Source organism: Alishewanella longhuensis (genome assembly GCF_014653435.1).
In the GTDB taxonomy this organism is placed as follows: Bacteria; Pseudomonadota; Gammaproteobacteria; order Enterobacterales; family Alteromonadaceae; genus Alishewanella; species Alishewanella longhuensis.
The window spans coordinates 327636-353218 of sequence record NZ_BNAO01000002.1 but is presented as its reverse complement, the minus strand read 5'-3'; the positions used below and the strand labels follow the sequence as shown (position 1 = coordinate 353218).

At 45.0% G+C, this 25583-nt stretch carries 17 protein-coding genes; 12 read left to right on the top strand and 5 right to left on the bottom strand.

Annotated elements, in window-relative coordinates:
* Positions 1-2: 2 nt before the first annotated feature.
* Positions 3-2060, bottom strand: a complete 2058-nt coding sequence (gene dinG, locus IE163_RS05605) for an ATP-dependent DNA helicase DinG (RefSeq protein ID WP_189431111.1) — start codon at positions 2058-2060, stop codon at positions 3-5.
* 500 nt (positions 2061-2560) lie between these two features.
* On the opposite strand from dinG, the gene IE163_RS05600 reads away from it, so the two are divergent.
* From IE163_RS05600 to adk, 10 genes are all read left to right on the top strand, one after another.
* On the top strand, positions 2561-5224 hold the full coding sequence (locus IE163_RS05600) for a TonB-dependent receptor plug domain-containing protein (RefSeq protein WP_189431110.1): 2664 nt from the start codon (positions 2561-2563) through the stop codon (positions 5222-5224).
* Between the two features lie 95 nt (positions 5225-5319).
* Entirely contained in the window at positions 5320-6258 is a 939-nt protein-coding gene (locus IE163_RS05595) for a class I SAM-dependent methyltransferase (RefSeq protein ID WP_189431108.1), read from the top strand.
* A gap of 308 nt (positions 6259-6566) precedes the next feature.
* Positions 6567-9530: a TonB-dependent receptor plug domain-containing protein gene (locus IE163_RS05590; protein ID WP_189431105.1), complete on the top strand. Its 2964-nt coding sequence runs from the start codon at positions 6567-6569 to the stop codon at positions 9528-9530.
* A gap of 349 nt (positions 9531-9879) precedes the next feature.
* Positions 9880-10428, top strand: coding sequence for an adenine phosphoribosyltransferase (apt, locus tag IE163_RS05585; protein WP_189431102.1), 549 nt, complete (start codon positions 9880-9882; stop codon positions 10426-10428).
* 42 nt (positions 10429-10470) lie between these two features.
* On the top strand, positions 10471-12618 hold the full coding sequence (dnaX, locus tag IE163_RS05580; protein WP_189431099.1) for a DNA polymerase III subunit gamma/tau: 2148 nt from the start codon (positions 10471-10473) through the stop codon (positions 12616-12618).
* Positions 12619-12695: 77 nt separating this feature from the next.
* Positions 12696-13022, top strand: coding sequence for a YbaB/EbfC family nucleoid-associated protein (locus IE163_RS05575; protein WP_189431097.1), 327 nt, complete (start codon positions 12696-12698; stop codon positions 13020-13022).
* 16 nt (positions 13023-13038) lie between these two features.
* Complete coding sequence (gene recR / locus IE163_RS05570; protein ID WP_189431094.1) at positions 13039-13641, top strand: recombination mediator RecR; 603 nt, start codon at positions 13039-13041, stop codon at positions 13639-13641.
* A 234-nt stretch (positions 13642-13875) separates the two neighbouring features.
* Complete coding sequence (htpG, locus tag IE163_RS05565) at positions 13876-15804, top strand: molecular chaperone HtpG (protein ID WP_189431091.1); 1929 nt, start codon at positions 13876-13878, stop codon at positions 15802-15804.
* Between the two features lie 180 nt (positions 15805-15984).
* Positions 15985-17913: a methyl-accepting chemotaxis protein gene (locus IE163_RS05560; RefSeq protein WP_189431088.1), complete on the top strand. Its 1929-nt coding sequence runs from the start codon at positions 15985-15987 to the stop codon at positions 17911-17913.
* Positions 17914-18136: 223 nt separating this feature from the next.
* A complete protein-coding gene (adk, locus tag IE163_RS05555) occupies positions 18137-18781 on the top strand; it encodes an adenylate kinase (RefSeq protein WP_189431085.1) in 645 nt (214 codons plus the stop codon).
* A 73-nt stretch (positions 18782-18854) separates the two neighbouring features.
* Here adk and tpx read toward each other — a convergent pair whose 3' ends face one another.
* Complete coding sequence (gene tpx / locus IE163_RS05550) at positions 18855-19472, bottom strand: thiol peroxidase (protein WP_189431082.1); 618 nt, start codon at positions 19470-19472, stop codon at positions 18855-18857.
* A gap of 63 nt (positions 19473-19535) precedes the next feature.
* Between tpx and IE163_RS05545 the strand changes: the two genes are divergently transcribed.
* Positions 19536-20552 carry a response regulator gene (locus tag IE163_RS05545; protein ID WP_189431079.1) on the top strand — a complete coding sequence of 339 codons (1017 nt, stop codon included), beginning with the start codon at positions 19536-19538 and terminating at the stop codon, positions 20550-20552.
* Positions 20552-21520 carry a sensor domain-containing diguanylate cyclase gene (locus tag IE163_RS05540; RefSeq protein ID WP_189431660.1) on the top strand — a complete coding sequence of 323 codons (969 nt, stop codon included), beginning with the start codon at positions 20552-20554 and terminating at the stop codon, positions 21518-21520. Before IE163_RS05545 ends, IE163_RS05540 begins: the two co-directional genes overlap by 1 nt.
* An 18-nt stretch (positions 21521-21538) precedes the next feature.
* Here the strand turns inward: IE163_RS05540 and IE163_RS05535 are convergent, their stop codons facing one another.
* From IE163_RS05535 to IE163_RS17755, 3 genes are all read right to left on the bottom strand, one after another.
* Entirely contained in the window at positions 21539-23044 is a 1506-nt protein-coding gene (locus IE163_RS05535; RefSeq protein ID WP_189431077.1) for a SpoVR family protein, read from the bottom strand.
* A gap of 11 nt (positions 23045-23055) precedes the next feature.
* Positions 23056-24321: a YeaH/YhbH family protein gene (locus IE163_RS05530; RefSeq protein WP_189431075.1), complete on the bottom strand. Its 1266-nt coding sequence runs from the start codon at positions 24319-24321 to the stop codon at positions 23056-23058.
* Between the two features lie 13 nt (positions 24322-24334).
* A partial coding sequence (locus tag IE163_RS17755; RefSeq protein ID WP_229833444.1) for a PrkA family serine protein kinase occupies positions 24335-25583 on the bottom strand: 1249 nt, incomplete at its 5' end.

The window sequence follows — 25583 nt, the reverse complement described above, 5'->3', positions numbered from 1 at the left end:
TGTTAATACTCAACAACGCGTCGAAAGGGAGGTAAGGCATCTAACATGGCTTTACCATAGGTTTTACTGATCAGGCGGCGATCTAAAATGACAATGCGCCCTTGATCCTGCTCCTGGCGCAGTAGTCTACCACAAGACTGTACCAATTTTTTCGCTGTAGTCGGAATACTCAGCTGTAAAAAGGCATTGCCACCCCGCGCGCTAATCGCTTCTGTTAAGGCTTCTTCTAACGGTGAGGTAGGCACAGCAAAAGGTAGCTTGGTAATAATCAGATTTGTCAGTAATTTACCTGGTAGATCCAAACCCTCCGAAAAGCTTTGGGTACCAAATAAAATACTGCGTTGCCCATGCTGTACCTGTTGCGCATGCAGCTGTAGCAGGGCTTGTCGGGAAGCTTCACCTTGCACTAACAATGAAAACCCAGCTTTACGCAGTGCGGCAGCCACTTGCTGCATTTGCCAATAAGAAGCAAACAGTACTAGTGAGCCTTCATTCTGCTGTAAATAGCGAGGCAGGAGACGCACAAGTTCATCAGTAAATGCTGGATCGGTCGGTTCGCAGTGTGTTTTGGGTAACACAATCTCCGCTTGCTCATGATAAGCAAAAGGAGACTCTACCTGCACACAGTGCAATCCTGAGTGCTCGGTTAATCCCAGCTCGCGTTTGGCATAGTCAAAAGAATTTAACGCGGTTAAGGTCGCGGAGCAAAGTATGGCGGCATAGGCTTTGCTGAACAGCAAATTTTCTAGTTGTAAACTTGATGATAACGGACTGGCATGCAGTTGCAACTGCTCTGGTACCTTAGCCTCTTTACTTAGCCAGCGGGCTTGCCAGGCCGGCTCACGCTGTTCTTGGTGTAATAATTGCCAAAGTGCTTGTTGTTGCTCAAAGCGTTGCCGGGCATAAGCTAAATCTTGCAGTAAGCTGTACCAGTTTTTTACTGGTTTACTCTGCTCTGCCAGCTTAGTTTGTAACTCGGTTAAACATTTTTCGCAGCCATTCGAGGCTTTTTGGGCACTTTGCCACACTAATTCTGCTTGTTGTTGCCAAAGCTTCGGTAAAGCCGCATGTTTAAACCGATATTCTAGCTGGGCCTTTTCGGTAAACCAGCGGGGAATATAATCCACTAAATTACGTTCAATAGGTTTTAATGCGGCATAAAAGTCGCTAACTGCGTCGTCTAGTTTAAGGATATCGCGCAAAGCCGTGTCAGGGAGTATGCTTTGCAGTTGCTGCAGATTCTTACGGAGTTTTTCAAGCCAGCGACCGTTATCGGTAAGTTGTGCACTGGCACTGAGTAATTCTCTGGCACAGCTGGCCAGGTGATGAGCTTCGTCAATCACATAAATACAATCTTCTGGCGGCGGCAGGATAGCATTACCACTGATTAAGTCTGCCACCAACAAACTATGGTTTACCACCAATACCTGTGAGTCAGTCATCTCCGCGCGAGCCAGATGAAAGGGGCAATGTAAATGGCGTCGTTGTGTTTTACTGCAATAATGAGCATCGGCTTGCAAGCTATACCATAACTCATCACTAATCGTTTCAGGTAAGGTATCCCGGTCGCCAAGCCAGCGCCGCTCTTGCCAGGCGGTTAACAAGGATTGTAACAGCGGTTGTTGTTCTGCGGCATGTTCTGTAGTGGCAAATAACATTGGTTGCTGGATCTGTTGCTGTAAGCGTTCAATGCAAGCATAACGCTGTCTGCCCTTAACTAACGTAAAGTTGAAAGACAGTCCACTGTGTTGATGAAAAAAAGGGAGATCTTTTAAAACCAATTGTTCTTGCAAGGCCACAGTTGCAGTGGCAATCACCAACGTTTTTTTCTGGCTGAGCGCATAGGGTAGAGTACCGAGCAAATAAGCCAGGGATTTACCTGTTCCTGTCCCTGCCTCAATTAGCCCAATTCGATCATGTCGATGATAGTTACCAGCAATAATAGAGGCAATCTCCGCAATAAGTTTATTTTGTGCTGGCCTGGGCTGATACCCTGGTAAGCTGGCTTTTAATTGCTGGTGTATGGTCCGGATTTGCTGTTTAAGGATATCGCTTAGCATGGTTTTTCTGTATGAATGTACAGTCTTGCCATTGTAACCCGAGTGAAATTTCTAAGCCACTGATTCCTGTTTTAGCGGACAACATCCACTAGCGAGAAAAAATTATATTTTTTTTCGTAGATTAAACTGGTCCGATGATTATAAATTGTAATCATAAGTTTACTTTGTGCGACTGAAAAAATCATAGGTTCATGTTAAAAAAACAGGTAATTTATCCTTTAATTAACCTTGAGTGTTTTTTTTAACGTATTGGCCTCTATCTATGTAACTGAAGTGTTATGGAATGATGCTAAACCGGGTCAGCTAGATTTTAGACGAAGCGGCCTCAGACAGCCTGTTCATAAAATTGTTCCGTAAAAGCGGTTGACCAAGCAGAAAAATTACGTTTATTATCGGGGCGCGTTACTTGGAGTATTCACCGCAAGATATGGGTGTTCTAACTCGCCATAAAATTAGTAACTTAAAAACAGAATCACAAAACGTGGTCCAGGGAGATATACATGTATTCAAATAATAAATTAAGCAAGGCTGTGCGCTTAGCTATCGCATTCGGTGCTACCTCTGCATTTGTTGGCACTGCAGTTGCGCAACAAGCTGCTCAAGACGAAGAGTCTTCAGCACGCGTTGAACGTATCGAAGTAACGGGTTCACGTTTAAAGCGTACTGACTTAGAGGGCGCTTTACCTATTACCGTTATCGACCGTGAAGCTATTGATATGTCTGGTCAGATGTCAGTATCTGACTTACTGCGTAACACGACTTTTAACTCTTTCGGTTCTTATCGTACTACTTCAGGTAACACGGCTCAGGGTACAACACAGGTTAGTTTGCGCGGCCTGGGCTCAAACCGTACTCTTATCTTAATCGATGGTCGTCGTTTACCAAAATCACCTTTACTAGGTAGCGCTCAGGATCTTAACCAGATCCCACTGGCTGCAGTAGAGCGTGTAGAAATTCTGCAAGACGGTGCGTCGGCGGTATACGGTTCTGATGCCATCGGTGGTGTAATTAACATTATTACCCGCAAAGACTACACTGGTGCTGAGTTGAAATTAGGTACAGCCCGTGTTGGTTTGCCATCAGAAGGTGGTGATCGTGAAGAAGGTAGTTTCTTAATTGGTGCTGCCAACTCAAGCAGTAACGTGGTAGCTGGTTTCTCTTGGAATAACCGTGATATCGTGTTTGAGCGTGCTTTCCCATGGAACGCGCCAAACCGTGGTTTATCTGGCTATGGTAACAACTGGTCAGAAATTAATGCCACCACTGGTCGTCCTAACACAGCGACGGGTTCTCAGTTCTCACTGGCTAAGGCGTGTGATTTCGAACTTTATTACACCACTGTTAACCCAGTAAATGGTACTACCCCATGGTGTAGTTATGACTTCTTAAAGACTAACGCTAACGATTCTTCTACAGGTAACCAGTCTGCGTTCTTCCGTGCTAACCACAATTTCAACGATGATTGGAAAGTGTATGCTAACGCGACGGCCTCTAAGAGCAAATCATTTGGTCGTTATGCTGCATCATTAAACGATCCAGGTAGCATTATCTCTGCAACTAGCCCGAACAACCCAACTAACCCGAATAGCCCATTATTCGACTCTACTATCGGCGGCAATGCCCGTCCTGTCGGCGTATTCCACCGTTTTGCGGCACTGGGTACTCGTGATACTCAGGTAGATGGTTACAACACCGATGTTATGGTGGGTTTAGAAGGTAATGTTAATGATGTTATCGTAGATTTTGGTGCTCGTAAGAGCAAAACCAAAGTATACAACATTGGTAACGGTTACTTGCTGCGTTCTGCTGCTAACATAGCGATGGAAAGCGGCGCCTATATGTTGAACGATCCGTTCGGTGAGCGTTTCACTACGGTTGCCGAGCGTAATGCTTACCAAGCGTTGTTAAACTCAATGAACGTAACCATTTCTCGTATCAGCCAATATGATCAGGAAGAAGCTTATGCTTCTGCGGCCTTCGATGTATTTGAAATGGACGCGGGCACGGTACAGTTAGTAGTTGGTGGTGAATACCGTAAAGAGATTTACGATGACCAATACGACTCATTATCAGAAGCTGGTGTGGTTGGTGGTTCAGCGGGTAACTCTGCAGGCGGTGATCGTACTGTTAAGTCAGCTTACTTTGAAACGCTAATTCCATTAATGGATAAGTTAGAGATGAACATTGCCGGCCGTTATGAGAAATACTCTGACTACGGTAATGACTTCGCACCTAAGGTTTCTTTCTGTTATGAACCAATCGACGGTTTAGTGGTACGTGCTTCATGGGGTCAAGGTTTCCGTGCACCTAGCTTAGATGTGTTAACACAGAAGCCAGCTTCAAGTAACCCAACAGTGCAAGACTTTGTATTGTGTGATATTCAAGGCATCCCGACAGCTAACTGTTTAGCACGTCAGATCCGTACTGAAGTGGTCTCTAACCCAGCGCTGCAGTCTGAACAGTCAACCCAGTACTCTTTAGGTTTAGCCTATCAGCCAACAGATTGGTTAGACTTCGCGGTGGATTACTACAACACCTCTATCGAAGATACTATCCGTTCTATCGGTTTACAAACGCTGATTAACCGCCAACGTTCAGGTGATCCTATCCCAGCGGGTTTAGGTATCGTCCGTGACCCGGTAACTAATGAGATTCTAGAGTCAACCACGGGTTTTGCTAATGATGGTACTATCGATACCTCTGGTTTAGATTTTAACTTCAGAACGAACTTTGACTTCGGTGAGTACGGTCGTTTAAGACAAAATCTGCAAATCAGCCATGTACTTGAGTATGCAAACGACGGTGGCCGTAACTTAGTGCGCGATCCGAGCGTACCACGTCAACGCGCTTCGTTGTCACATGCTTACTCAATTGGCGATTTCGATATCTCTTTTGCCTCTAATTTTATCGGTAAGCAGTTTAACAACGTAACAACTGTAGCTGGCGTAACAACGCGTAGCGGTAACATTGCGTCTTACACCACGCATGATGTGCAGTTCACTTACAACACAGGCTGGAATGCAGACATTACTGTAGGTTTCCAGAACGTATTTGCTAAAGAGCCGCAAATCGGTGTGTCATCAGCTGAAGGTCGTAACTTAGACTACTCACTGTATGATGCTTACGGTCGTATCTCTTACGTACGTTATACTCAGCGTTTCTGATAAATTCGCTTAATTAACAAAAGGCAGGTGAGAACCTGCCTTTTTTATTGGGTTTATTTAGCAATTTTTTTTAAGCTGATACTTTGGAGGTTAATGTGTCTGCTCATTGGAGCCAGTTTTGGCAAACCACCAAAACATTAAACAGTTTTAGTGCTAGCGAAAATGCGTTTGGTTATCGTGGTGAATTGTTAGCTTTTTGGCAACAGCAGTTTTCCAATCTTGGCGCTAATGCTCAAGTCGTCGACTTGGGTACGGGAAATGGCGCTTTGGCATTGGCTGCATATCGTTATGCCACTCAGCATCATCTTAATGCCCTAGTACATGGCGTTGATGCGGCGGCTATTAACCCCTGTGCTGTTTTTGCAGATGAGGCCAATATTGTCGGCGATTTACGGCAAATACAATTTCATCCAGAATGCAGTATCGAAGCTATGCCATTTAAATCTGGTAGTGTGGATATCTTGCTTAGTCAGTTTGCCCTAGAGTATGCGGAATGTGAGCCTGCCGTTGCCGCTTGCGCCAGAGTTTTAGCACCAAAAGGGCGTTTAGTTGCTGTTATGCATCATCAAGCCTCTGATATTGCTTATGATTGTGCTGCTGGGCTTAAAGTGATTGCTGCCTTTCTCTATGGTAGTAATTTTCAACACGATGCCAACCAGTTATTGTCGCTGGCAACATCCGCGGCGACTGCAGAAGCATTGAGCTTGGCTAACCAGCAGTTGTTACAAAGTGTTAGTGCTATAGAGCAGCAGCTACGGAATGAGCTTGAGCAAGAATGGTTTGGCTTTGTCATGCAAAGCTTTGCACCGCTATTTATCAATATTAACACTAATCACCAAGTAAGATTTAAGGCTCTGCTTAAACAATTAGTCGCGACCTACCAGCGACTAACGGACCAGCATCGAGCTGCTCTGAATCAAGAAAGTATTGTGCTTTGGGTTGATGCTTTTAAACAGCAACAGTTAGACGCTTGTTATGAGGAGTTGGTGATTGATAAACAACTATTTGGTTGGGTGTTAAAAGTAAGCCGGTAATCAGTTCAGTTTTTTCGTTTTGTTATTGGCTCTCTGGGTTATTGTTATTTTAATTTAATTGTTTTAAGTCTGTGTTGTTATATGGTTCTTACCAAGTTAAAGGTAAAACCTACGTAAGATATTAAAAAGTGCAAAAAGTTGCATTTTTGCAAGCAGTTAATCGCATTTAGGGTTGACCACAATTTTTTTTGCTGCATATTAGCTAGCGAGGTTATGCGCTAAATAGTTAACCTTTTGCAATCAAACTAAAAATATCAAAAACAATAACTATCGAGACGCTCTTTCAAGAGTGTTCCAGGGAGTCTACTATGTTCACTAATAACAAGCTTAGCAAAGCAGTTCGCTTAGCTATGATGTTTGGTGCTGCATCAACGCTAGCTTTTGCTGGTACTGTTGCCGCTCAAGAAAACGATGATGAAGAAGCAAAAAAAGAAGAAAAAGCAGAGCGTATTCAAGTTGTCGGTTCACGTATCCGTACTGATGGTCTAGACAGTGCTACACCGGTTACCGTAATCAGTGCCTCTATTGCGCAAGAGCAGGGTTTAAATACCCTAGGCGAATTATTACGTACCTCTACTATTGCAGCTGGCTCAGATCAGTTAATTTCTGCTTATTCAGTTGGCTTTGTGACTGCCGGTGGTTCTGGTGCAGAATCTATTTCACTCCGTGGTTTAGGGGCAAACCGTACTCTAGTATTGTTAAATGGACGTCGTGCAGGTCCTGCAGGCGCACGCGGTCAGGTTTCTGCTTTTGACATGAACGCCTTACCAATTTCAGCTATTGAACGCGTTGAGGTTTTAAAAGACGGCGCGTCTTCACTGTACGGTTCTGATGCAGTCGCGGGTGTTATTAATATTATTACCAAGCGTGATGATGCGGCTAATATTACGGTTTCTGGCAGTAAGCCGTTTGACTCAGGTGGCGAGACTTACCGGGTAAATGGTACCTATGGCGAGACTTTTGACCGTGGCTCATGGCGTGTTATTGCTGACTATAACGTTAATACCGGTTTACTCCGTGATGATAGAGAGTATTTTAATTGTAATACCCGCTTACTATTTGATGTTACAACGGGTGATCTAGCAGATCCTATCGATCCTCGCACCGGCCAAGCGCATTGTAATGGTACTGGTTATGGTTTATTTAATGGTTCTGGTGGTCGTTTCCAATATGATTACACCAATTTTGGCTTCCCAAGCGCAAGCAGTACCTTTACTGCACCAGGCACTAATGCTAATAATCGGCCAATAACTACTCCAGATGGTTGGTACTATGCCGGTTGGAATAAAGAAACTGATGGTTGGTTAGATGGTCAGCATCCATTCCAGCGTCAATCTACTATGATCCCTGAGTCGAAAGTTGCTTCAATTTACTTGCAAGGTAACTACGATTTAAATGATAAAGTCACTATGTTTGGTGAGTTTTTACATAGCCAACGTAAAACTGAAACAATCGGCGTACGTCAATTATTTTCACAAACTCCCGGTGGTAACGGTGCTTTCTTAAACGGTGGTTTTATACCTGTAACAGCTATTCCTGGCTGGGCTGGCACTGCTACAGTGTTACCTGTCGCTATCAGTAACCATTTCGGCAATGATACAACCATTGACTATACTCGTGGCGTTGCCGGTTTTGAAGGCGAGATTGGTGAGTGGATCTGGAACCTTTCGTATCAGCGTACCTTTAACAATGGTACTTACCGTTCTGATATTTTTCTCGCTGATGCCGTTACAAAATCTCAGCGCGTATTGCGTGGCGAGGCCTGTGAGGGTCTGACGCCGTTATCACAACGCCCGTGCTATGCGGTGGAATGGTTTGATAAAGATTTCTTAAATGGTAATCCAAGTCAGGGCGCGCGTGATTTCTTATTTGGTGAAGAAACCGGTAATACCTACTACAAACAAGACACCCTAGATTTATACTTCACAGGTGATTTATTCGAATTACCAGCCGGTATGGTGGGTACTGCTTATGGTTTGTCTTACCAAACCGACTTTATTAAAGATACCCCAGGTGTAGAAACTTTACGCGGTAACTCCCACGGTTTAAGTGGTGCAGGGATTACTACAGGTCGTTCTTCTACTAAGGCGGTATTCGGCGAATTAAAGATCCCGTTATTACGTGATTTACCTTTTGCGCAGAATGTCGAGCTAACCACCTCAGGTCGTTGGACGGATGTTAACACCTACGGTAGTGGTAATACTTATAAAGCGAGTTTAAATTGGACTATTACCGATAATTGGCGTATTCGTGCCTCACGTGGTACGTCTTTCCGGGCTCCAGCCTTATTTGAACTGTTCTTAGATAACCAAACCGGTTTCTTACCACAAAATGGTGACCCTTGTATCAACTGGGTTGAAAGTTCAAACGAGCTATTAAAAGCTAACTGTCAAGCAGCAGGTGTTCCTGCCAGTTATATCGTTGCGGTAGGCTCAAGCATGACCTCTATCACAGGCGGTGGTCAGGGACAATTAGATGCAGAAACATCGGTTTCAAAAGGTATAGGCTTAGTTTATACCAGCGACGAAAACCGCTTTGCTGCGTCAGTAGATTATTATGATGTGGAAATTCGTAATCAGGTCGTTAACGTAGGTGGCGCAGCTGTGCTTAACCAGTGTTATTTATCTGAGAACTTCGCCAATGAGCCGTTCTGTCGTCAGATTACCCGTCGTACCGGGGTAGATGGTGACTGGGGTGTTGCGACAGTGCGTGGTGGTTATTTAAATACCGCTAAGCAAACCGTACGTGGTGTGGATTATGCCTTTACTTACCGTGATTCTTTCTCTTTTGGTGATGTGCGGGTACGTTTAGAGCATACACAACAAATTGAACGTAATTATCAGCAGTTTGCACTTGACCCAGAAACGCGCTTTATTGGTCGGGTGGGTAGTCCAAAAGAAGTGGGTACTTTGCAAACCAGTTTCTTGCGTGATGGCTGGCGCTTTAACTGGAGCATGAATTACTTTGGTAAAACCTCTAATTACCATATTTATGCGAACGGCAATCTAACTTCATATCGCCCAACTACACCAGGTGAGCGTAACGTGACGTTCTTAGCCGAAACGCCGACCTATGTGTTACACGCGTTCTCTGCTAATACTACCTTTATGGATAACTTCGACGTAACTTTTGGTATTGCTAATGCGTTTGATAAGCAACCACCAAAAGCGAGCCCTGCAGCGTCTAACGTAGTGGGTAACGTACCGTTATTCGCCTCACAATTAGATTATCTGGGCCGTCGGGTATTTATGACGCTGTCTTACGATTTCTAATTAAATTGTAATACCACTCTCCCTGTATAAAACCCCTGCAGCATGCTGTAGGGGTTTTTCTTTGCAGATTGCCGCATTGTCACTTTTCAATACCAGCTAAATTCATTACCATAGACACCCATTTTGATTTAGATCAACTTTTACGTGGTGTAGTAGTATGGCTGACGAAAACTTTAAAGACTCGTTGAACGTAAAACAGGTAGTATTGTTCGTTATTTGTTTTGCCGGTTTGTTATGTTTAGCGCCCATCTTGCGCTGGGTACAACTCCTGTCCTGATGCTACTAAGCACCAGCTTAATGGCCGCCGCTTGGGCGGCTTTTTTATCGGTTTGCCACTAAGGGTTTTATTATGAATTATCAGCAGCTTAGTCTGGAACTAAAGCAAATCATCAAAACAGTTGAAAATTATCCTAAGCCAGGGATTACTTTTCGTGATGTCACCAGCTTAATGCAAGATGGTGCCAGTTTTCGTAAGGTCATCGACGCCTTTGCCGAACACTACCGGGATGCGGGTATTACCAAGATTATCGGTACTGAGTCGCGTGGCTTTATTTTTGGTGCGCCTTTGGCTTACGCTTTGGGGGTCTCTTTTGTGCCGGTGCGCAAGCCGGGCAAGTTGCCACGCGAACGTATCTCTCAGGCTTACACCTTAGAATACGGCGAAGATGCGCTGGAACTCCATGCAGATGCCATCGTTGCGGGCGATAAAGTGCTGCTGGTCGATGATTTATTGGCGACTGGCGGCACCATTGATGCGACAGTTAAATTAGTACGTCGCCTGGGTGGTGAGGTACAGGATGCGGCCTTTGTTATTGCCTTACCTGAGCTGGGTGGGGTAGCAAGACTGCAAGCTTTAAAGCTGAATATTTTTAGTTTGGTTGAGTATCAGGGCGATTAAGTTTAGGCTAGCGGTAATTAGCATGTTTTCAGGACAGCCGGCATGAGTTATCAGGTATTAGCAAGAAAGTGGCGGCCACGGCAATTTAGTGAATTAGTTGGGCAGCAGCATGTGAAAACAGCGCTGGCCAATGCCCTTAGTAGCAGCCGCTTACATCACGCCTATTTATTTACCGGCACCCGCGGTGTAGGTAAAACCACTATTGCCCGCATTTTTGCGAAAAGCTTAAACTGTGAAACAGGTATTACCGCTACCCCTTGCGGCCACTGCAGTGCTTGCCAGGAAATTGATGCCGGCAACTTTGTCGATCTAATGGAAATTGATGCGGCGTCGCGCACTAAAGTAGAAGACACCCGGGATTTACTGGATAATGTGCAATACGCGCCCAGCCGCGGGCGCTTTAAAGTCTATCTGATTGACGAAGTGCATATGTTGTCGCGGCATAGTTTTAATGCCCTGCTTAAAACGCTGGAAGAGCCACCGCCGCATGTGAAATTTTTATTGGCAACCACCGATCCGCAAAAACTGCCGGTAACGGTATTGTCCCGCTGTTTGCAATTTAGTTTAAAAGCACTGACCGTAACGCAAATAGAGCAGCATCTTGCCCAGGTATTAACGGCTGAACACATAGCCTTCGATAGCGCGGCCCTTACCTTACTTGCTAAAGCCGCCAAAGGCAGTTTACGCGATTCGCTAAGTTTAACTGATCAAGCCATAGCGCTTACCGACAGCCAGCTAACGGTAGAGCCTGTTCGGCAGATGTTAGGTCTGCTGGACAGCAATTGGTCAGTGCAGTTGCTGGCGGCTATGCTGGCTGCCGATATCAATTCACTGCAGCAGGCATTACAAGCGTTACTGAGCCAGCAATCAGACTATCAACAGGTATTGGATGATATGCTGGCTTTGTTACATTTAACGGCTTTAACCCAGCTGCAACCTGCCGCAGCAGAGTTAAGTGAGCAAGCTGATTTTATCCGGTTGCTAGCGCGGCAACAGACGCCTGAGGCTATTCAGCTTTATTATCAATTACTTCTTAGTGGTAAAAAAGATTTACCTTTTGCACCAGAACCCTTAATTGGCTTAGAGATGGCGTTGTTAAGAGCCATGGCTTTTGTGCCAGCGGCCGTAACAAACCCTGCGGCTGGGTCTCGTCCTGAACGGAATGCTAGTTATGTAAATAGCTCTGCGCCTAACAATGTCACAGAGCGTGCGGATTTAGTTATAAATCCAACACCGCAAACTGTCGCACCTTCACCAAGTGTTTTGGTTGACAGTTTGAGTGCTAATGCTGTCGCCATCGAGCAAACCAAGTCTGACGCCATTGTTGCAGAATCACCGGTCGCAGTTGAGATAATGCCTGCGTCAACCATGGCCGCAAGCTCACAGGATTTTGACACTGGTGGTATGGACCCAGTTAGCGCGCGAATTATGCAGCGACGCGGTCTGACGTTGCCGCCGACAAAAAAGGACACGGATACCCAAGATAACAACATCGGAAAAAAGCCTGAGCGCCCAGAGGCGCCTCTTTCTGCGGTAAGTAATCAACCTAAAGCTGACTTTACTGAAACGCTGCCTCCTGATACGGCCCTATTGCAACATTCAGGTAGCGGTGACGGGAAAACAGAGAGAAATAGCTCAGCGGCAAAGGCCAAAGAGCTGGCAACTGATGATAATAACCAAGATGATGACAGTGTCAGTTTCGCAGAGCAACAGGCATTAACTGAAGCCTGGTGGCAGCAGCAAAGTTTTATGTCGTTACCGGCTGCCGATGCTGATGAATTGGATGAACAGCGCTTTTCTATTCGGTTTGCTGCACAAGTCGATCCCTGGGCCCGGTTAATTGAGCAACTACCGGTTGGCGGTTTAATGCGTTTGTTCCTATTGCACAGTGCTATGCAGCAAGAGGGTAATACGGTCAAGTTAAGGGTAGGACGAAGCCAGCGACATCTTGATAAAGGAGAGTTTAGGCAAAAACTCTACGCGGCCATTAGCCCGGTATTTGCCGCAGGCTTTACGCTGGAAATTAGTTACCAGCATGAACTTAGCGACAGTCCATTAGCCATCCAACAGCGTATAGAGCAAGAACGCAAAGACTATGTCAGCCGCTTGCTACAACAGGATCCTAAAGTACAGGCTATTCAGCAACGTTTCGCTGCGCAGCTGCAATTAGATACTTTACAGGTGAATTAACCTTGTAATTTGCGACTTGAATTATTATCTTGTCGCCAGCAAATATCCACAGCCATATTAAAGAAGAGAGAAAGACTATGTTTAAAGGCGGTATGGGCAATATTATGAAGCAGGCGCAAGCCATGCAAGAAAAAATGCAAAAAGTGCAGGCCGAAATTGCCAGTATGGAAGTCACCGGAGAATCTGGTGCTGGCCTGGTGAAAGTAACGATGACAGGCAATCACAATGTACGCAGAGTCAGCATTGATGACAGCCTGATGAGCGACGACAAAGAGATGTTGGAAGATTTGATTGCCGCTGCGCTTAATGATGCGGTGCGCCGGGTGGAAGAAAATAATAAAGAACAAATGGCAAAAGTGACCGGCGGTATGCAGTTACCTCCTGGTATGAAGTTACCATTCTAATGCCGGCAACGCTGCTATGACAAAGCTAACTCCGCTATTACAGCAACTGATCGAAGCCCTGCGGATCCTACCCGGTGTTGGCCCTAAATCGGCGCAGCGTATGGCATTTCAGCTATTAGAGCGCAATCGTGGTGGCGGCGTTCGCTTGGGTGCAGCTTTAACCGCTGCCATGGCGGGTATTGGCCAGTGCCAGCAGTGTCGGACCTTTGCAGAAGCCCCCCTCTGTGCTATTTGCAGCGATCCAAAACGCCAACAAGCCGATGTGCTCTGTATCGTCGGCTCGGCAGCCGATCAGTTAGCGATTGAACAAACCGGGCAATTTCAGGGGCGTTACTTTGTGCTGATGGGATATTTATCACCACTCGATGGTATCGGACCAACAGAACTCGGATTGGAGCAACTGTCTGAACTGTTAGCTAAGGGTCAGATTAATGAAGTAATACTGGCCACTAACCCCACAGTAGAAGGTGAAGCCACCGCTTTCTACATTGCAGAACTCTGCCAACAATATGGTTGCAGTGTCACTCGTCTTGCACAAGGTCTACCGGTAGGTGGTGAGCTGGAGTATATTGACGGTACTACCCTGGCACATGCCTTTAGCGGGCGAAAGCGCTTTTAAGCTTTCGCTATCTTGCCAGACAAGGCTCTTCCTGCTGTGCTCTGTCTAGCAAGCACATTTTCTGGAAACCCAAGTTAGCGCCTGGAAACGGCGTGCCCTACTGAGCGCTTCTTGCTTAATCACTCTACGCTTGAAATTTAATTTAATAACCCCATATCCAGTGCTGTTAAAGATCGGCAGGCGCTAAGGTAGCGTCTGCTGAACCCTTGTTATCTTAGGTTGAGGAAAAATAAAATGAGTGATACCACTGCCCACGCTGGCCAGAAGCAAACTCATGGCTTTCAGGCGGAAGTAAAACAACTACTGCAACTGATGATCCATTCGCTGTATTCCAATAAAGAAATTTTCTTGCGCGAATTGGTTTCTAACGCTTCTGATGCGGCTGATAAATTGCGTTTTCTGGCATTATCAGACAGCAGCTTATATGGTGAAGACGGTGAATTAAAAGTTCGCATTAGTCTGGATGAAAAAGCCCGTACCATTACCATCATTGATAACGGTATTGGTATGGATCAGGCTGATGTTGTCTCTCATCTTGGAACTATCGCTAAATCAGGCACCAAAGAGTTTTTCTCTCAGCTGTCAGGTGATCAGAGTAAAGATTCCAAGTTAATCGGCCAGTTTGGTGTCGGTTTTTACTCAGCTTTTATTGTCGCCGATAAAGTGACGGTACGCACCCGCAAAGCCGGTTTAGCGGCCGATGCGGCGATAGAATGGGAGTCTGCCGGTGAGGGAGATTACACCCTGACGCCTATCACTAAAGACAGCCGTGGCACCGAAATCGTACTGCATTTACGGGAAGGCGAAGATGAGTTTTTAAGCCGCTGGAAAGTAGAAAGTATTGTTACCAAATACTCGGATCATATCTCTATTCCGGTAGAGATGTGGCAAGAGGGTACTCCTGAACGTGAAGAAGACGGCGAGAAAATTCCGGCGACTGCAGGGCAGTTTAAAGCAGTAAACAAAGCCACCGCTTTATGGACGCGTGATAAATCAGATATTTCTGATGAGGAATATCAGGAGTTTTATAAGCATATTTCACACGACTGGAACGAGCCATTAAGCTGGAGTCATAATAAGGTTGAAGGTAATTCAAATTACACCAGTTTATTGTATGTGCCGAAAAAAGCGCCATTTGATATGTGGAACCGTGAAGCTAAGCATGGCTTAAAGCTTTACGTGCAGCGCGTATTCATTATGGATGATGCTGAGCAGTTTATGCCCAGTTACCTAAGGTTTATCAAAGGGGTGCTGGATTCAAGTGATTTACCGCTTAACGTATCGCGTGAAATTCTGCAGGACAATAAAGTTAGCCAAAGTTTGCGGAAAGGTTGCAGCAGTCGTGCTTTGAAAATGCTGGAGAAGCTGGCAAAAGATACTGAGCAATATCAAAGTTTCTGGAATGAATTTGGCCAGGTATTAAAAGAGGGACCTGCTGAAGATCAGGCTAACAAAGAACAAATTGCTGGCTTATTACGTTTTGCTTCGACCCATAACGAAGGCAGCGAGCAAAGCGTTGCCTTAGCCGATTATGTTGGCCGGATGAAAGAGGGGCAGGACGAGATCTACTTCCTGGTAGCCGATAGCTATGAAGCAGCTAAGCATAGCCCACATTTAGAAGTCTTCCGCAAGAAAGGCTTAGAAGTGTTACTGTTATCAGATCGGATCGACGAGTGGTTAATTCAACATCTAGCAGAATTTGACGGCAAAAAACTGCGTTCAGTAGCTAAAGGCGGCTTAGATTTATCTAAATTGGATGACGAAGAAACCAAGCAAGCTCAGCAACAAACGGAAGAAGCCTTTGCCAGCGTGGTAGAGCGTTTTAAAGCGGCGTTAGGTGAGCAGGTAAAAGACGTTAAAGTAAGCCATCGCCTGACTGATAGCCCTGCTTGTGTGGTGACTGATGAGTATGATATGAGTACTCAGATGATCAAATTGATGGAGTCTGTGGGGCAGAAAGTACCAGAGGTGAAACCCATTTTTGAACTGAACCCTGAGCATCAATTGGTGAAACACATTGCAGATGAACAAGACGAAGGTCGCTTTAAACAATGGGCTGAAGTTTTGTTTGAACAAGCTTTATTAGCGGAGCGTGGTAGTCTGAAAAACCCTGCCAGCTTTGTCACCCGTTTAAACAGTTTACTGTTGTCGCTGGCTAAATAAGTTTTGCCTTGTACAGCGGCCGCTGTGGCCGCTGTAGTACGATGTTTTTAGCCGCTCGCTCCTCTCTGTTGTTCTCTTTCTGTTGCTGCCCATCATTACAAATAATCCGGCGTAAATATTTAGCTGCAAGAATTCCAGCTATACTCAATTATTAATAATAATATCAATGACAGGTGGGATATGGCTCAGCTTTGGCGTCGCATGGGATTAGGTGCTCGCTTAACCTCAATTATGGTAGCGTTATTTCTGGTTGTTATCGCATCACTAACGAGTCTGGTGTTTATTCAGTTTAAAGCAACGCAGACTCAGGGCGTGGTAACCGCCTTGCAAAGTTCGGCAGAGCTGAATGCGGAATCTTTCACAGAATGGTTATTGGTACGTCAAGATGAAATGCGTTTGTTGGCTACCTTGCCGTCAATTCAGCAACTGGATCTTGACTTAGCGCAGGAGCTAATACTGCAATTGGCACAGAATAGCGGTTTCTACGATACTATATTTGTGGTGGGTACTAATGGTATTGGTAAGGTTGGAGTGAGTTATGCTAATGGTTTAGCTAAAACGCTTTCTGCGGCTGAAACAAGCAATTTTAATGTGGCGGATAGAGCTTGGTTTCAGCAGGCCGTTGCCGGGCAAAATGTGTTCTCCCAGCCTGTAGTATCGCGAGCCACTGGACAGACCGTAAGCACAGTCGCGATCCCAATCCGCCAAAATAATCAGGTAGTGGCAGTTATGCGCGGGGCAGTGCAGCTCGAAACCATTTTTAACAAGGTCAATGAGTTAACTCACAATGATTACACCGAAATTTATTTGGTAGATACCGACGGTGTAGCGATAACGCCAGCTCCCTCTATTCAGGGAAATAAAAGTCTTGATACCGTGGCTGCTAATGCTGCTCGGCAAAAACAAAGCGGCACAGGTCTTTATACTAACGCATCCCACACGGCAGTAATTGGTAGTTATCAGTTTATTCCCATGCTTGGCTGGAGTTTAATACTGGAAAGTCGGCAATATGAAGCCTTTGCTGAAGTAAGGGAAATGCTTTGGACTTTATTTTTTGCGGCATTGATATCGTTAATAGTCGCCTCTGGTGTTTGTATGTTGATTGTTAGAGGAGTCACCCGAACCTTGGGCGGGGAGCCTGAGTATGCTGCTGCAGTGGTGCATAGGGTTGCTGAGGGGGATTTAAGTGCCGCCATCAAAGTTCCTCTAAATGATACTTTCAGCTTATTAGCATCTATTTCCATGATGCAACAGAAATTACGGCAGATGATCACTGAGGTGGGTAATTATTCAGATCAGGTTGCTGCCGCCTCTACGGAGCTTTCACAGATCAATCAGCAAACCAGTGACGGTATGCAGCGGCAGAATACCGAGATTAGCAGTGCTGCAGTGGCAATGAACGAAATGACTAGTACATTGCAGGAAGTGTCGCGCAATACCCAACAAGCTGCAGAAGCAGCGACCGAAGCGGAGCAACAGAGTAAGCAAGGCCGAGATGTTGTCAGCAATACCCTGCGAGAGTTATCGGTGTTATCAAAAGAAGTAAGCTCGGCAGCGGATATTATTCGTATGCTGAAACAAGACAGTGATCAAATTGGTAGTATATTACAAGTTATTGAAAGTATTGCTGAACAGACAAACTTACTAGCATTGAACGCTGCCATTGAGGCGGCTCGTGCCGGTGAAAGTGGACGTGGTTTTGCGGTGGTAGCTGATGAAGTCCGTACCTTGGCTAGCAGAACAAAAGATTCAACCACCGAAATTAAACAAATGATTGATAAATTACAGCGTGGTACTGATAACGCAGTAAAAGCGACGATAAACAGTGAGCAAGCCGCTAAGCAAACTGCTGAGCGAGCCAGCCTGGCAGAGCAAGCTTTGTTGGCGATTAATGAAGCGGTAGAGTTAATTAGCAGTACAACGCATCAGATTGCCACCGCTACAGAGCAACAAACAGTGGTTTCGCGTGATATTAATCAAAATTTCCATTTAATTAGTGATGTAGCTTATCAAACTAATGAGAATGTTCGTCAGTCGGCCCAGGCCAGCAGTGCTCTGTCTGCACTAGCTGAGCAATTGCAGGAATTGGTACGTCGCTTCAGACTTTAGTCTGATAGTGTTGCAAAATTATGCAGTAAATTGTCATTTTTTGGCACTTGTCATTGTTTATTACCTGAGATGGCGCTATAGCACAGGCTATCGACTAAAGGCGAGTAACAACGCCACTTCAGGTAGCACCAGTTGACAAATTTCTTGTTTCAAAACGCGCATTATGCAAAGATTAAGCACTATATAAACTACATATTAATCCCAGAATACGAGGGTAAACGCGATGCGCATAATTTTGTTAGGGGCCCCTGGTGCCGGTAAAGGTACTCAGGCACAATTTTTAATGAGCAAATACGGTATCCCGCAAATCTCTACCGGTGATATGTTACGTGCCGCCATTAAAGAAGGCTCTGAACTTGGTCTGGCAGCAAAAAAAATTATGGACGCTGGACAATTAGTGTCAGACGACTTGATTATCGGGCTGGTAAAAGAGCGCGTAGCAAAAGCCGATTGTGCTAATGGCTTTTTACTGGACGGCTTTCCGCGTACTATCCCGCAAGCTGATGCGATGAAAGATGCTGGAATCTCGGTTGACCACGTTATAGAGTTTGACGTACCAGACGATGTTATCGTCGAGCGTATGAGCGGTCGGCGCGTGCATCCAGCTTCTGGTCGGGTTTATCATTTAGTTTATAATCCACCGAAAATAACAGGCAAAGATGATGAAACCGGTGAGGAGTTAGTGATCCGTGCTGATGATGTTGAGGAAACAGTACGCAAGCGCTTGGCTATCTACCATGAACAAACTGAGTTGCTAGTAGGGTATTATCGTAAAGCAGCTGAGCAGGGGCAAACCCAGTACCATCACTTGGATGGTACTCAAGCTGTGGAAACCGTTAGCGCGCACTTAGTTAAATTACTAGGTTAAATACACTAAAGCTAAAAAACCGGTACCTCTTTAAGAGTACCGGTTTTTTACTGCGTTAAGGTAACACAACGAATTAACTGGCCAGGATTTTTTGTAGGGCTGCTAGTGCCGCGTCATAATCGGGTTCCTGCGCTAGTTCAGGGACCATTTGTTGATAAGCAACCACACCGTTTTTATCAATAATAATGATAGTGCGGGCCAGTAACCCCATATCTTTAATTAACAAGCCATAATTACTGCCAAAGTCGCGCCATACTGCGTCAGATAACACTGCCATAGCTTCTACCTGCTCTTGTTGACAGAAGCGTTTTTGGGCAAAAGGTAAATCGGTGGAGATAGTTAATAGCACCACATCTGCAGGCAGCTTACTGACTTCATCATTAAATCGCTTAGTTTGCAGTGAGCAGATGCCAGTGTCGATACTAGGTACTACACTAAGTAACAGTGTCTTACCGCTATAATCAGCCAGGCTTACGCTTTTAAAGTTATTGTCAACGACTTTAAAAGGCGGTGCAGGTTGCCCAGTTTGCAACTTATTACCCAATAGTACAATTTGTCGTTCACCAGCTTTAACATTACTTACTCTAGCCGTTAGTTTTTCAGTGCTGTCTATTGCTATACTGTTTAAACTGAAGGTGCTGAAGCACAAGGCGGCTAGTATTTTGCTACTATTTTGAAAATTCAAAAACATTTTGCTGCTCCGATTGTCAATCAACGTTATGATTAGTTAAGACCGTCGCCACGCGAGAAAGTTATGACGCCAGCTATATTGATTTGTGATGATTCTAATCTGGCCCGAAAACAACTGGCCAGAATTTTACCACAGGAATGGCAGCCAACCATTTTTTTTGCTGGTCATGGTGCAGATGCGCTTGAAACTCTGAAAAAACGGGCGATAGATTGGTTGTTTCTGGATTTGAATATGCCGGTAATGGATGGTTACCAAGTATTGACCGAATTACAGAAACTGCAGTTACCTGTGCGCGTTATAGTGGTATCGGGTGATATCCAGCCTGAAGCCTATGAGCGGGTAATGGCGATGGGGGCTTTAACCTTTTTAAAAAAGCCGGTTAGCGCGACAGAATTATCGGTATTTTTGCAAACTACCGTTCCTGAAAAACAGCAAACACTTGCGCAAACACGTCAACATAAGATACCGGATGTAGTGCAGCTGGATGCTGAACTGCGCGATGTGTTCCAAGAGGTTGCTAACGTTGCCATGGGACAAGCGGGTGACTTATTAGCCAGATTGTTAAATGTGTTCGTGAAATTACCTATCCCAAATGTTAATTTGATTGAAGTAAGCGAGCTGACGATGGCGCTAGCTTCGATTGAGCCTGAAAGTAAAACCTCAGCGATTTGTCAGGGCTTTATCGGTAGTGGCGTTGCCGGAGAAGCATTACTGATTCTTACCGATTCTAGCTTCCAGGATATCGCCCGTTTACTTAATTACCATGGTGAACTTAATAGTGCTGTTGAGCTAGAGCTGTTGATGGATGTCTCTAACATTTTGATTGGTGCTGTGTTAAAAGGGATCGCTGAGCAAGTTGATATGACCTTTAGCCAGGGACACCCTGTTGTACTTGGCCAGCATGCGCCGATTAGCGAGTTAATTAAAGCTAATGCTAAGCGCTGGCGCACCACTCTCACTATTGAGCTAAGTTATGGGATAGAAAGTTTTAATATCAATTGCGACTTACTATTACTATTTACCGAAGACAGCTTAAAGACATTACGTTATAAACTGGCATTTTTGATGGATGAGGCATGATGACTGATACAAGTACAGGCGTCTCAGAGTTACATTGGTTAATGGATATGCTGCAAACCGTCGATGTCGGCTTAGTGGTGGTAAATGCGGACTATCGGATTCAATTGTGGAACGGTTTTATGGAGAATCACAGTGGCTTAACACCACGGCAGGTGCGTGATAGCTACCTGTTTGATTTATTTCCTGAGATTGATGAGGATTGGCTAAGACGTAAATGCGATCCTGTATTACTGTTAAAAAACCGGGCTTTTACGATATGGGAACAGCGCCCGTATATCTTTCGTTTTAAAAATTATCGGCCTATTACTGGTAATGCCGACTATATGTATCAAAATAGTACAATTTTTCCGATAACTGACACCCGTGGTAATGTTAGTCACCTGTGCTTTATTATTTACGATGTGACTGATGCCGCTGTCAGTAAGTTGGAATTACAGTCGATGAATGGTCAGCTCCGTCAGCTATCGACCACCGATTATTTAACGCAAATGCGTAATAGAGGCACTTGGGAAGAGGGCTTAAAGCAAGAGTTTAATCGCTTACAACGTTACTCTCAGCACCAGAGTAGTCTTATTATGTGTGACATCGATCACTTTAAACGGATCAACGATACCTATGGCCATGCTGCGGGTGACTTAGTTATAAAAAACGTTGCTGAGATTATTCGTAAAAGCTTGCGCAGTACTGACATTGCCGGGCGTTATGGTGGCGAAGAGTTTGCTATTTTACTGCTGGATACCACAGAAGATCAGGCTAGCTATTTGGCGGAACGGATCCGCCGTAAAATAGAGCAGGCCGAGATCATTTATAATAATCAAGCAATCACCTTTACTATGAGTTTTGGCTTGGCAGAACGCTCCACCTTTATCCAAGACTATATCCAATGGATGGAGGCTGCTGATAAAGCCCTATACACTTCTAAAGCGCAAGGGCGGAATCAGGTGACGCAATACACAACAGACTTATAGCCTTAGCCGCATACCTATTCAGCTCTGACAACTGGCGAGTAACGTGATATTGCCAAGGTTGTCTTGTTGTTCTAGCCTGACTTCAAACCCCCATAGCCGATGTAAATGACGTAGCACCTCTTGCATATTATCTGCAAGAGGAATTCCATTATGAGGTATATACCTGAGGGTTAATGCTCTATCGGTATTAATATTTACCTGTTGTACCTGAATATTGGGTTCTAGCTGGCTTAAATTATATTGAGCAGAGAGTAGTTGTCTGATTTGCTGATAGCCCTCAGCATTATGGATTGCAGCCACTTCCAGATTTGCGACTTTGCTATCGTCTGTGATAGCAAAGAGGCGAAAATCGCGGATGACTTTGGGAGACAAATATTGACTGATAAAGCTTTCATCTTTAAAGTTTTGCATCGCAAAATGTAAAGTTTCCAACCAATTGCTGCCAGCAAGCTCTGGAAACCAGCTCTTATCTTCTGCGGTGGGTTGCTCACAGATGCGTTTTAGATCAGTGAACATCGCAAAGCCTAACGCATAAGGGTTTAGGCCAGAATAAAATTTACTGTTGTATTCAGGCTGTAGCACAACATTAGTATGGCTATGTAAAATTTCCAGCATAAAACGATCGCTAACTCTGCCTTCAGCATACAGATGCTGAAGCAAGGTATAATGCCAAAAGGTCGCCCAACCTTCATTCATCACCTGCGTTTGTTTTTGCGGGTAAAAGTACTGCGCAATTTTTCGAACTATCCTGACTAACTCGCGCTGCCAGGGGTGTAGCAAGGGCGCATGTTTTTCAATAAAGTACAGAATATTTTCCTGCGGCTCTTCCGGAAAATGGCTCACCGTTGTTGCATTCTGAGCTTTTCCTGGTACGGTGCGCCAGAGGGCATTGACCTGAGATTGCAAAAAGGCTTCGCGCTCTTCCTGGCGTTTTTGCTCCTCTTCCATCGAGATTTTTTGTGGTCTTTTGTAGCGGTCTACACCATAGTTCATTAGCGCATGGCAGGAATCCAGGAAGTCTTCAACAGCACTGATACCATATTTTTCTTCGCAGCGGCTCACATAGTTTTTGGCAAATACCAGATAGTCGATAATAGAGCTGGCATCCGTCCAGGTTCGAAATAGGTAATTATTTTTAAAAAATGAGTTATGGCCATAGCAGGCATGCGCTATGACTAAAGCTTGCATGGGTAAGGTGTTTTCTTCCATCAAATAAGCGATACAGGGGTTTGCATTAATAACAATTTCATAAGCTAAGCCCATATAGCCGCGTTTATAGTGCTGTTCTGTTTGGATAAATTTTTTGCCGTAAGACCAATGGTTGTAGCCAAGCGGCATACCGATGCTGGAGTATGCATCCATCATCTGTTCGGCAGTAATCACTTCAATTTGGTTGGGATAAGTATCAAGCTTATATAATGCAGCAACACGAGCTATCTGCTGTTGATAGTTCTCTAGTAATTCAAAGCTCCAATCTGGGCCGTCATCTAAACAAGGTCCTGTGTTTAAGGCAAGGCTACTCATGTTGCCTCCTATTAAGCGGCTTGCTTTTTAAAGAGTTCACGAAATACCGGGTAAATATCACTGACTTCCCGGATATGTTGAATGGCAAGGTTCTGGTGACTGGCGAGCAACTGCTGGTACTGCTCCCAAAGCGATTGGTGTGCTCTGGGCGTGATCTCTATATAAGCATAGTATCTTAATAAGGGAAGTAGCTGCTCAGCCAGTAACTTAGCGCAGGGGGCGCTATCTTCGGCCCAGTTGTCACCATCTGATGCTTGGGCAGCATAGATATTCCATTCTTGCGGGTTGTAACGCTTTTGCACAATGTCCAGCATCAGTTTTAATGCCGAAGAGACAATGGTGCCGCCCGTTTCCTGAGAATAGAAAAACTCCTGTTCATCAACTTCTTTCGCTTGGGTGTGATGGCGGATGTAGACTACCTCAACATTTTTATAAGTACGGCTTAAAAATAAATAGAGCAGAATATAAAAGCGTTTTGCCATCTCTTTGGTCGCTTGATCCATAGAGCCGGACACATCCATTAAACAAAACATCACCGCCTTGCTGGTAGGCTCGGGTCTTTTTTGATAATTTCTGAAACGGAGATCGAAGCTATCAATAAAGGGGACTGCAGCAATCTTTTGTTTAAGTTCAGCAATTTGCTTTGTTAAAGCGCGACGCTGTAGCTCGTCTGGTACAGCAAGCTTCTCCTGCTCAGCAAGTTGTTGTTCAGCATCTTTTAGTTGCTGTTTCTTTGCTGCCGTCATAGCTATTCGCCGCGCCAAAGAGCCACGTAGCGAGCGCACTATATCAATATTTGCCGGTATGCCTTCCGCTCTGTAGCCTGAACGTACATTTTTGTATTGCACCAGCTTATCTAGCTGATTTTGTTTTAGGTCGGGTAATGCCAAATCTTCAAACAGTAGGTCTAGGTATTCATCTTTTGAGATGGCAAATACAAAATCATCATTGCCTTCTCCATCCTGGCTGGCATCACCTTTGCCGTTGCCCGCAGCTTCGCCTTGCGGCCTGGCGATTTTATCGCCCGGACTAAACTGATCATTACCAGGGTGAACACGATCGCGTTTACCGCCTTTACCCTGATGAAAAAACGGTTCTTTTATATCCCGCGCCGGTATACTGATGCTCTCGCCGCTGTTGAGATCTGTCACACTGCGTTTACTAATGGCGTCGGAAACTGCTTGCTTAATTTGCTGCTTATAGCGCCGGATAAAGCGCTGGCGATTTACCGCGCTTTTATTTTTTCCATTAAGACGGCGATCAATAAAGTGCGCCATACTACCTCCGGAGCTATTGAGATTTACGGACGCGCAAATACCATTCCGACAATAACCGGACCTGTTTGCGAGTGTAGCCTTTCTCCATCATGCGATTCACAAAATCGTCGTGCTTTTTCTGATCCTCAGTACTGGTCTTCGCATTAAAGGAAATGACCGGTAATAATTCCTCGGTGCTGGAGAACATTTTCTTCTCAATGACGGTGCGCAATTTTTCGTAACTGGTCCAGGTTGGATTTTTGCCATTGTTTTTGGCTTTGGCTCTTAGCACAAAGTTAACGATTTCATTGCGGAAATCTTTGGGGTTACTGATACCTGCTGGTTTTTCGATTTTTTCCAGTTCTGCATTTAGCGCCGAGCGGTCAAATAGCTGCCCTGTTTCCGGATCGCGATATTCTTGATCCTGGATCCAAAAGTCTGCATAAATTACGTAACGATCAAAAATATTCTGACCGTACTCAGAGTATGACTCCAGATAAGCGGTCTGAATCTCCTTACCAATAAACTCAACATACTTAGGTGTTAAAAAACCTTTCAAATGTTCCAGATAGCGCTCTGCCGTATCTGCTGGAAATTGCTCACGCTCAATTTGTTGCTCCAACACATAAAACAAGTGCACTGGATTTGCGGCTACTTCGGTGGTATCAAAATTAAACACCCGCGATAAGATTTTAAAAGCAAAGCGGGTGGAGAGCCCAGTCATACCTTCATCAATGCCAGCATAATCGCGATATTCCTGATAGGATTTTGCTTTAGGATCAGTATCTTTTAAGCTCTCGCCATCATACACACGCATTTTTGAGTAAATACTGGAGTTCTCGGGTGTTTTTAACCGGGATAGCACCGCAAACTGCGCCAGAGCAGCTAGTGTGCCTGGAGCGCACGGTGCTCGTTTTAACTCACTGTGTTCCAATAGCTTTTGGTATATTTTCATTTCCTCACTAACCCGCAGACAATAAGGCACTTTCACAATGTAAACCCGGTCTAAAAAGGCCTCATTGTTTTTATTATTACGAAAGGTCTGCCATTCGGACTCGTTGCTATGTGCCAGGATAATGCCATCAAACGGCAGGGCGGCAAGCCCCTCAGTACCGTTATAATTTCCTTCCTGGGTCGCGGTAAGCAGCGGGTGCAACACCTTAATAGGGGCTTTAAACATCTCGACGAACTCCATCAGCCCCTGATTGGCCCGGCAGAGTGCGCCTGAATAACTGTAAGCGTCTGGGTCATTTTGAGCAAAATGTTCCAGCTGCCTGATATCT

Coding starts and splice junctions, on each gene's coding strand:
- IE163_RS05530 (WP_189431075.1), bottom strand. CDS start 24,321: ATGGCGCACTTTATTGATCGCCGTCTTAATGGAAAAAATAAAAGCGCG.
- IE163_RS05535 (WP_189431077.1), bottom strand. CDS start 23,044: ATGAGTAGCCTTGCCTTAAACACAGGACCTTGTTTAGATGACGGCCCA.
- IE163_RS05575 (WP_189431097.1), top strand. CDS start 12,696: ATGTTTAAAGGCGGTATGGGCAATATTATGAAGCAGGCGCAAGCCATG.
- IE163_RS05540 (WP_189431660.1), top strand. CDS start 20,552: ATGACTGATACAAGTACAGGCGTCTCAGAGTTACATTGGTTAATGGAT.
- IE163_RS05545 (WP_189431079.1), top strand. CDS start 19,536: ATGACGCCAGCTATATTGATTTGTGATGATTCTAATCTGGCCCGAAAA.
- apt (WP_189431102.1), top strand. CDS start 9,880: ATGAATTATCAGCAGCTTAGTCTGGAACTAAAGCAAATCATCAAAACA.
- IE163_RS05560 (WP_189431088.1), top strand. CDS start 15,985: ATGGCTCAGCTTTGGCGTCGCATGGGATTAGGTGCTCGCTTAACCTCA.
- dinG (WP_189431111.1), bottom strand. CDS start 2,060: ATGCTAAGCGATATCCTTAAACAGCAAATCCGGACCATACACCAGCAA.
- recR (WP_189431094.1), top strand. CDS start 13,039: ATGACAAAGCTAACTCCGCTATTACAGCAACTGATCGAAGCCCTGCGG.
- IE163_RS05600 (WP_189431110.1), top strand. CDS start 2,561: ATGTATTCAAATAATAAATTAAGCAAGGCTGTGCGCTTAGCTATCGCA.
- IE163_RS05590 (WP_189431105.1), top strand. CDS start 6,567: ATGTTCACTAATAACAAGCTTAGCAAAGCAGTTCGCTTAGCTATGATG.
- tpx (WP_189431082.1), bottom strand. CDS start 19,472: ATGTTTTTGAATTTTCAAAATAGTAGCAAAATACTAGCCGCCTTGTGC.
- dnaX (WP_189431099.1), top strand. CDS start 10,471: ATGAGTTATCAGGTATTAGCAAGAAAGTGGCGGCCACGGCAATTTAGT.
- adk (WP_189431085.1), top strand. CDS start 18,137: ATGCGCATAATTTTGTTAGGGGCCCCTGGTGCCGGTAAAGGTACTCAG.
- htpG (WP_189431091.1), top strand. CDS start 13,876: ATGAGTGATACCACTGCCCACGCTGGCCAGAAGCAAACTCATGGCTTT.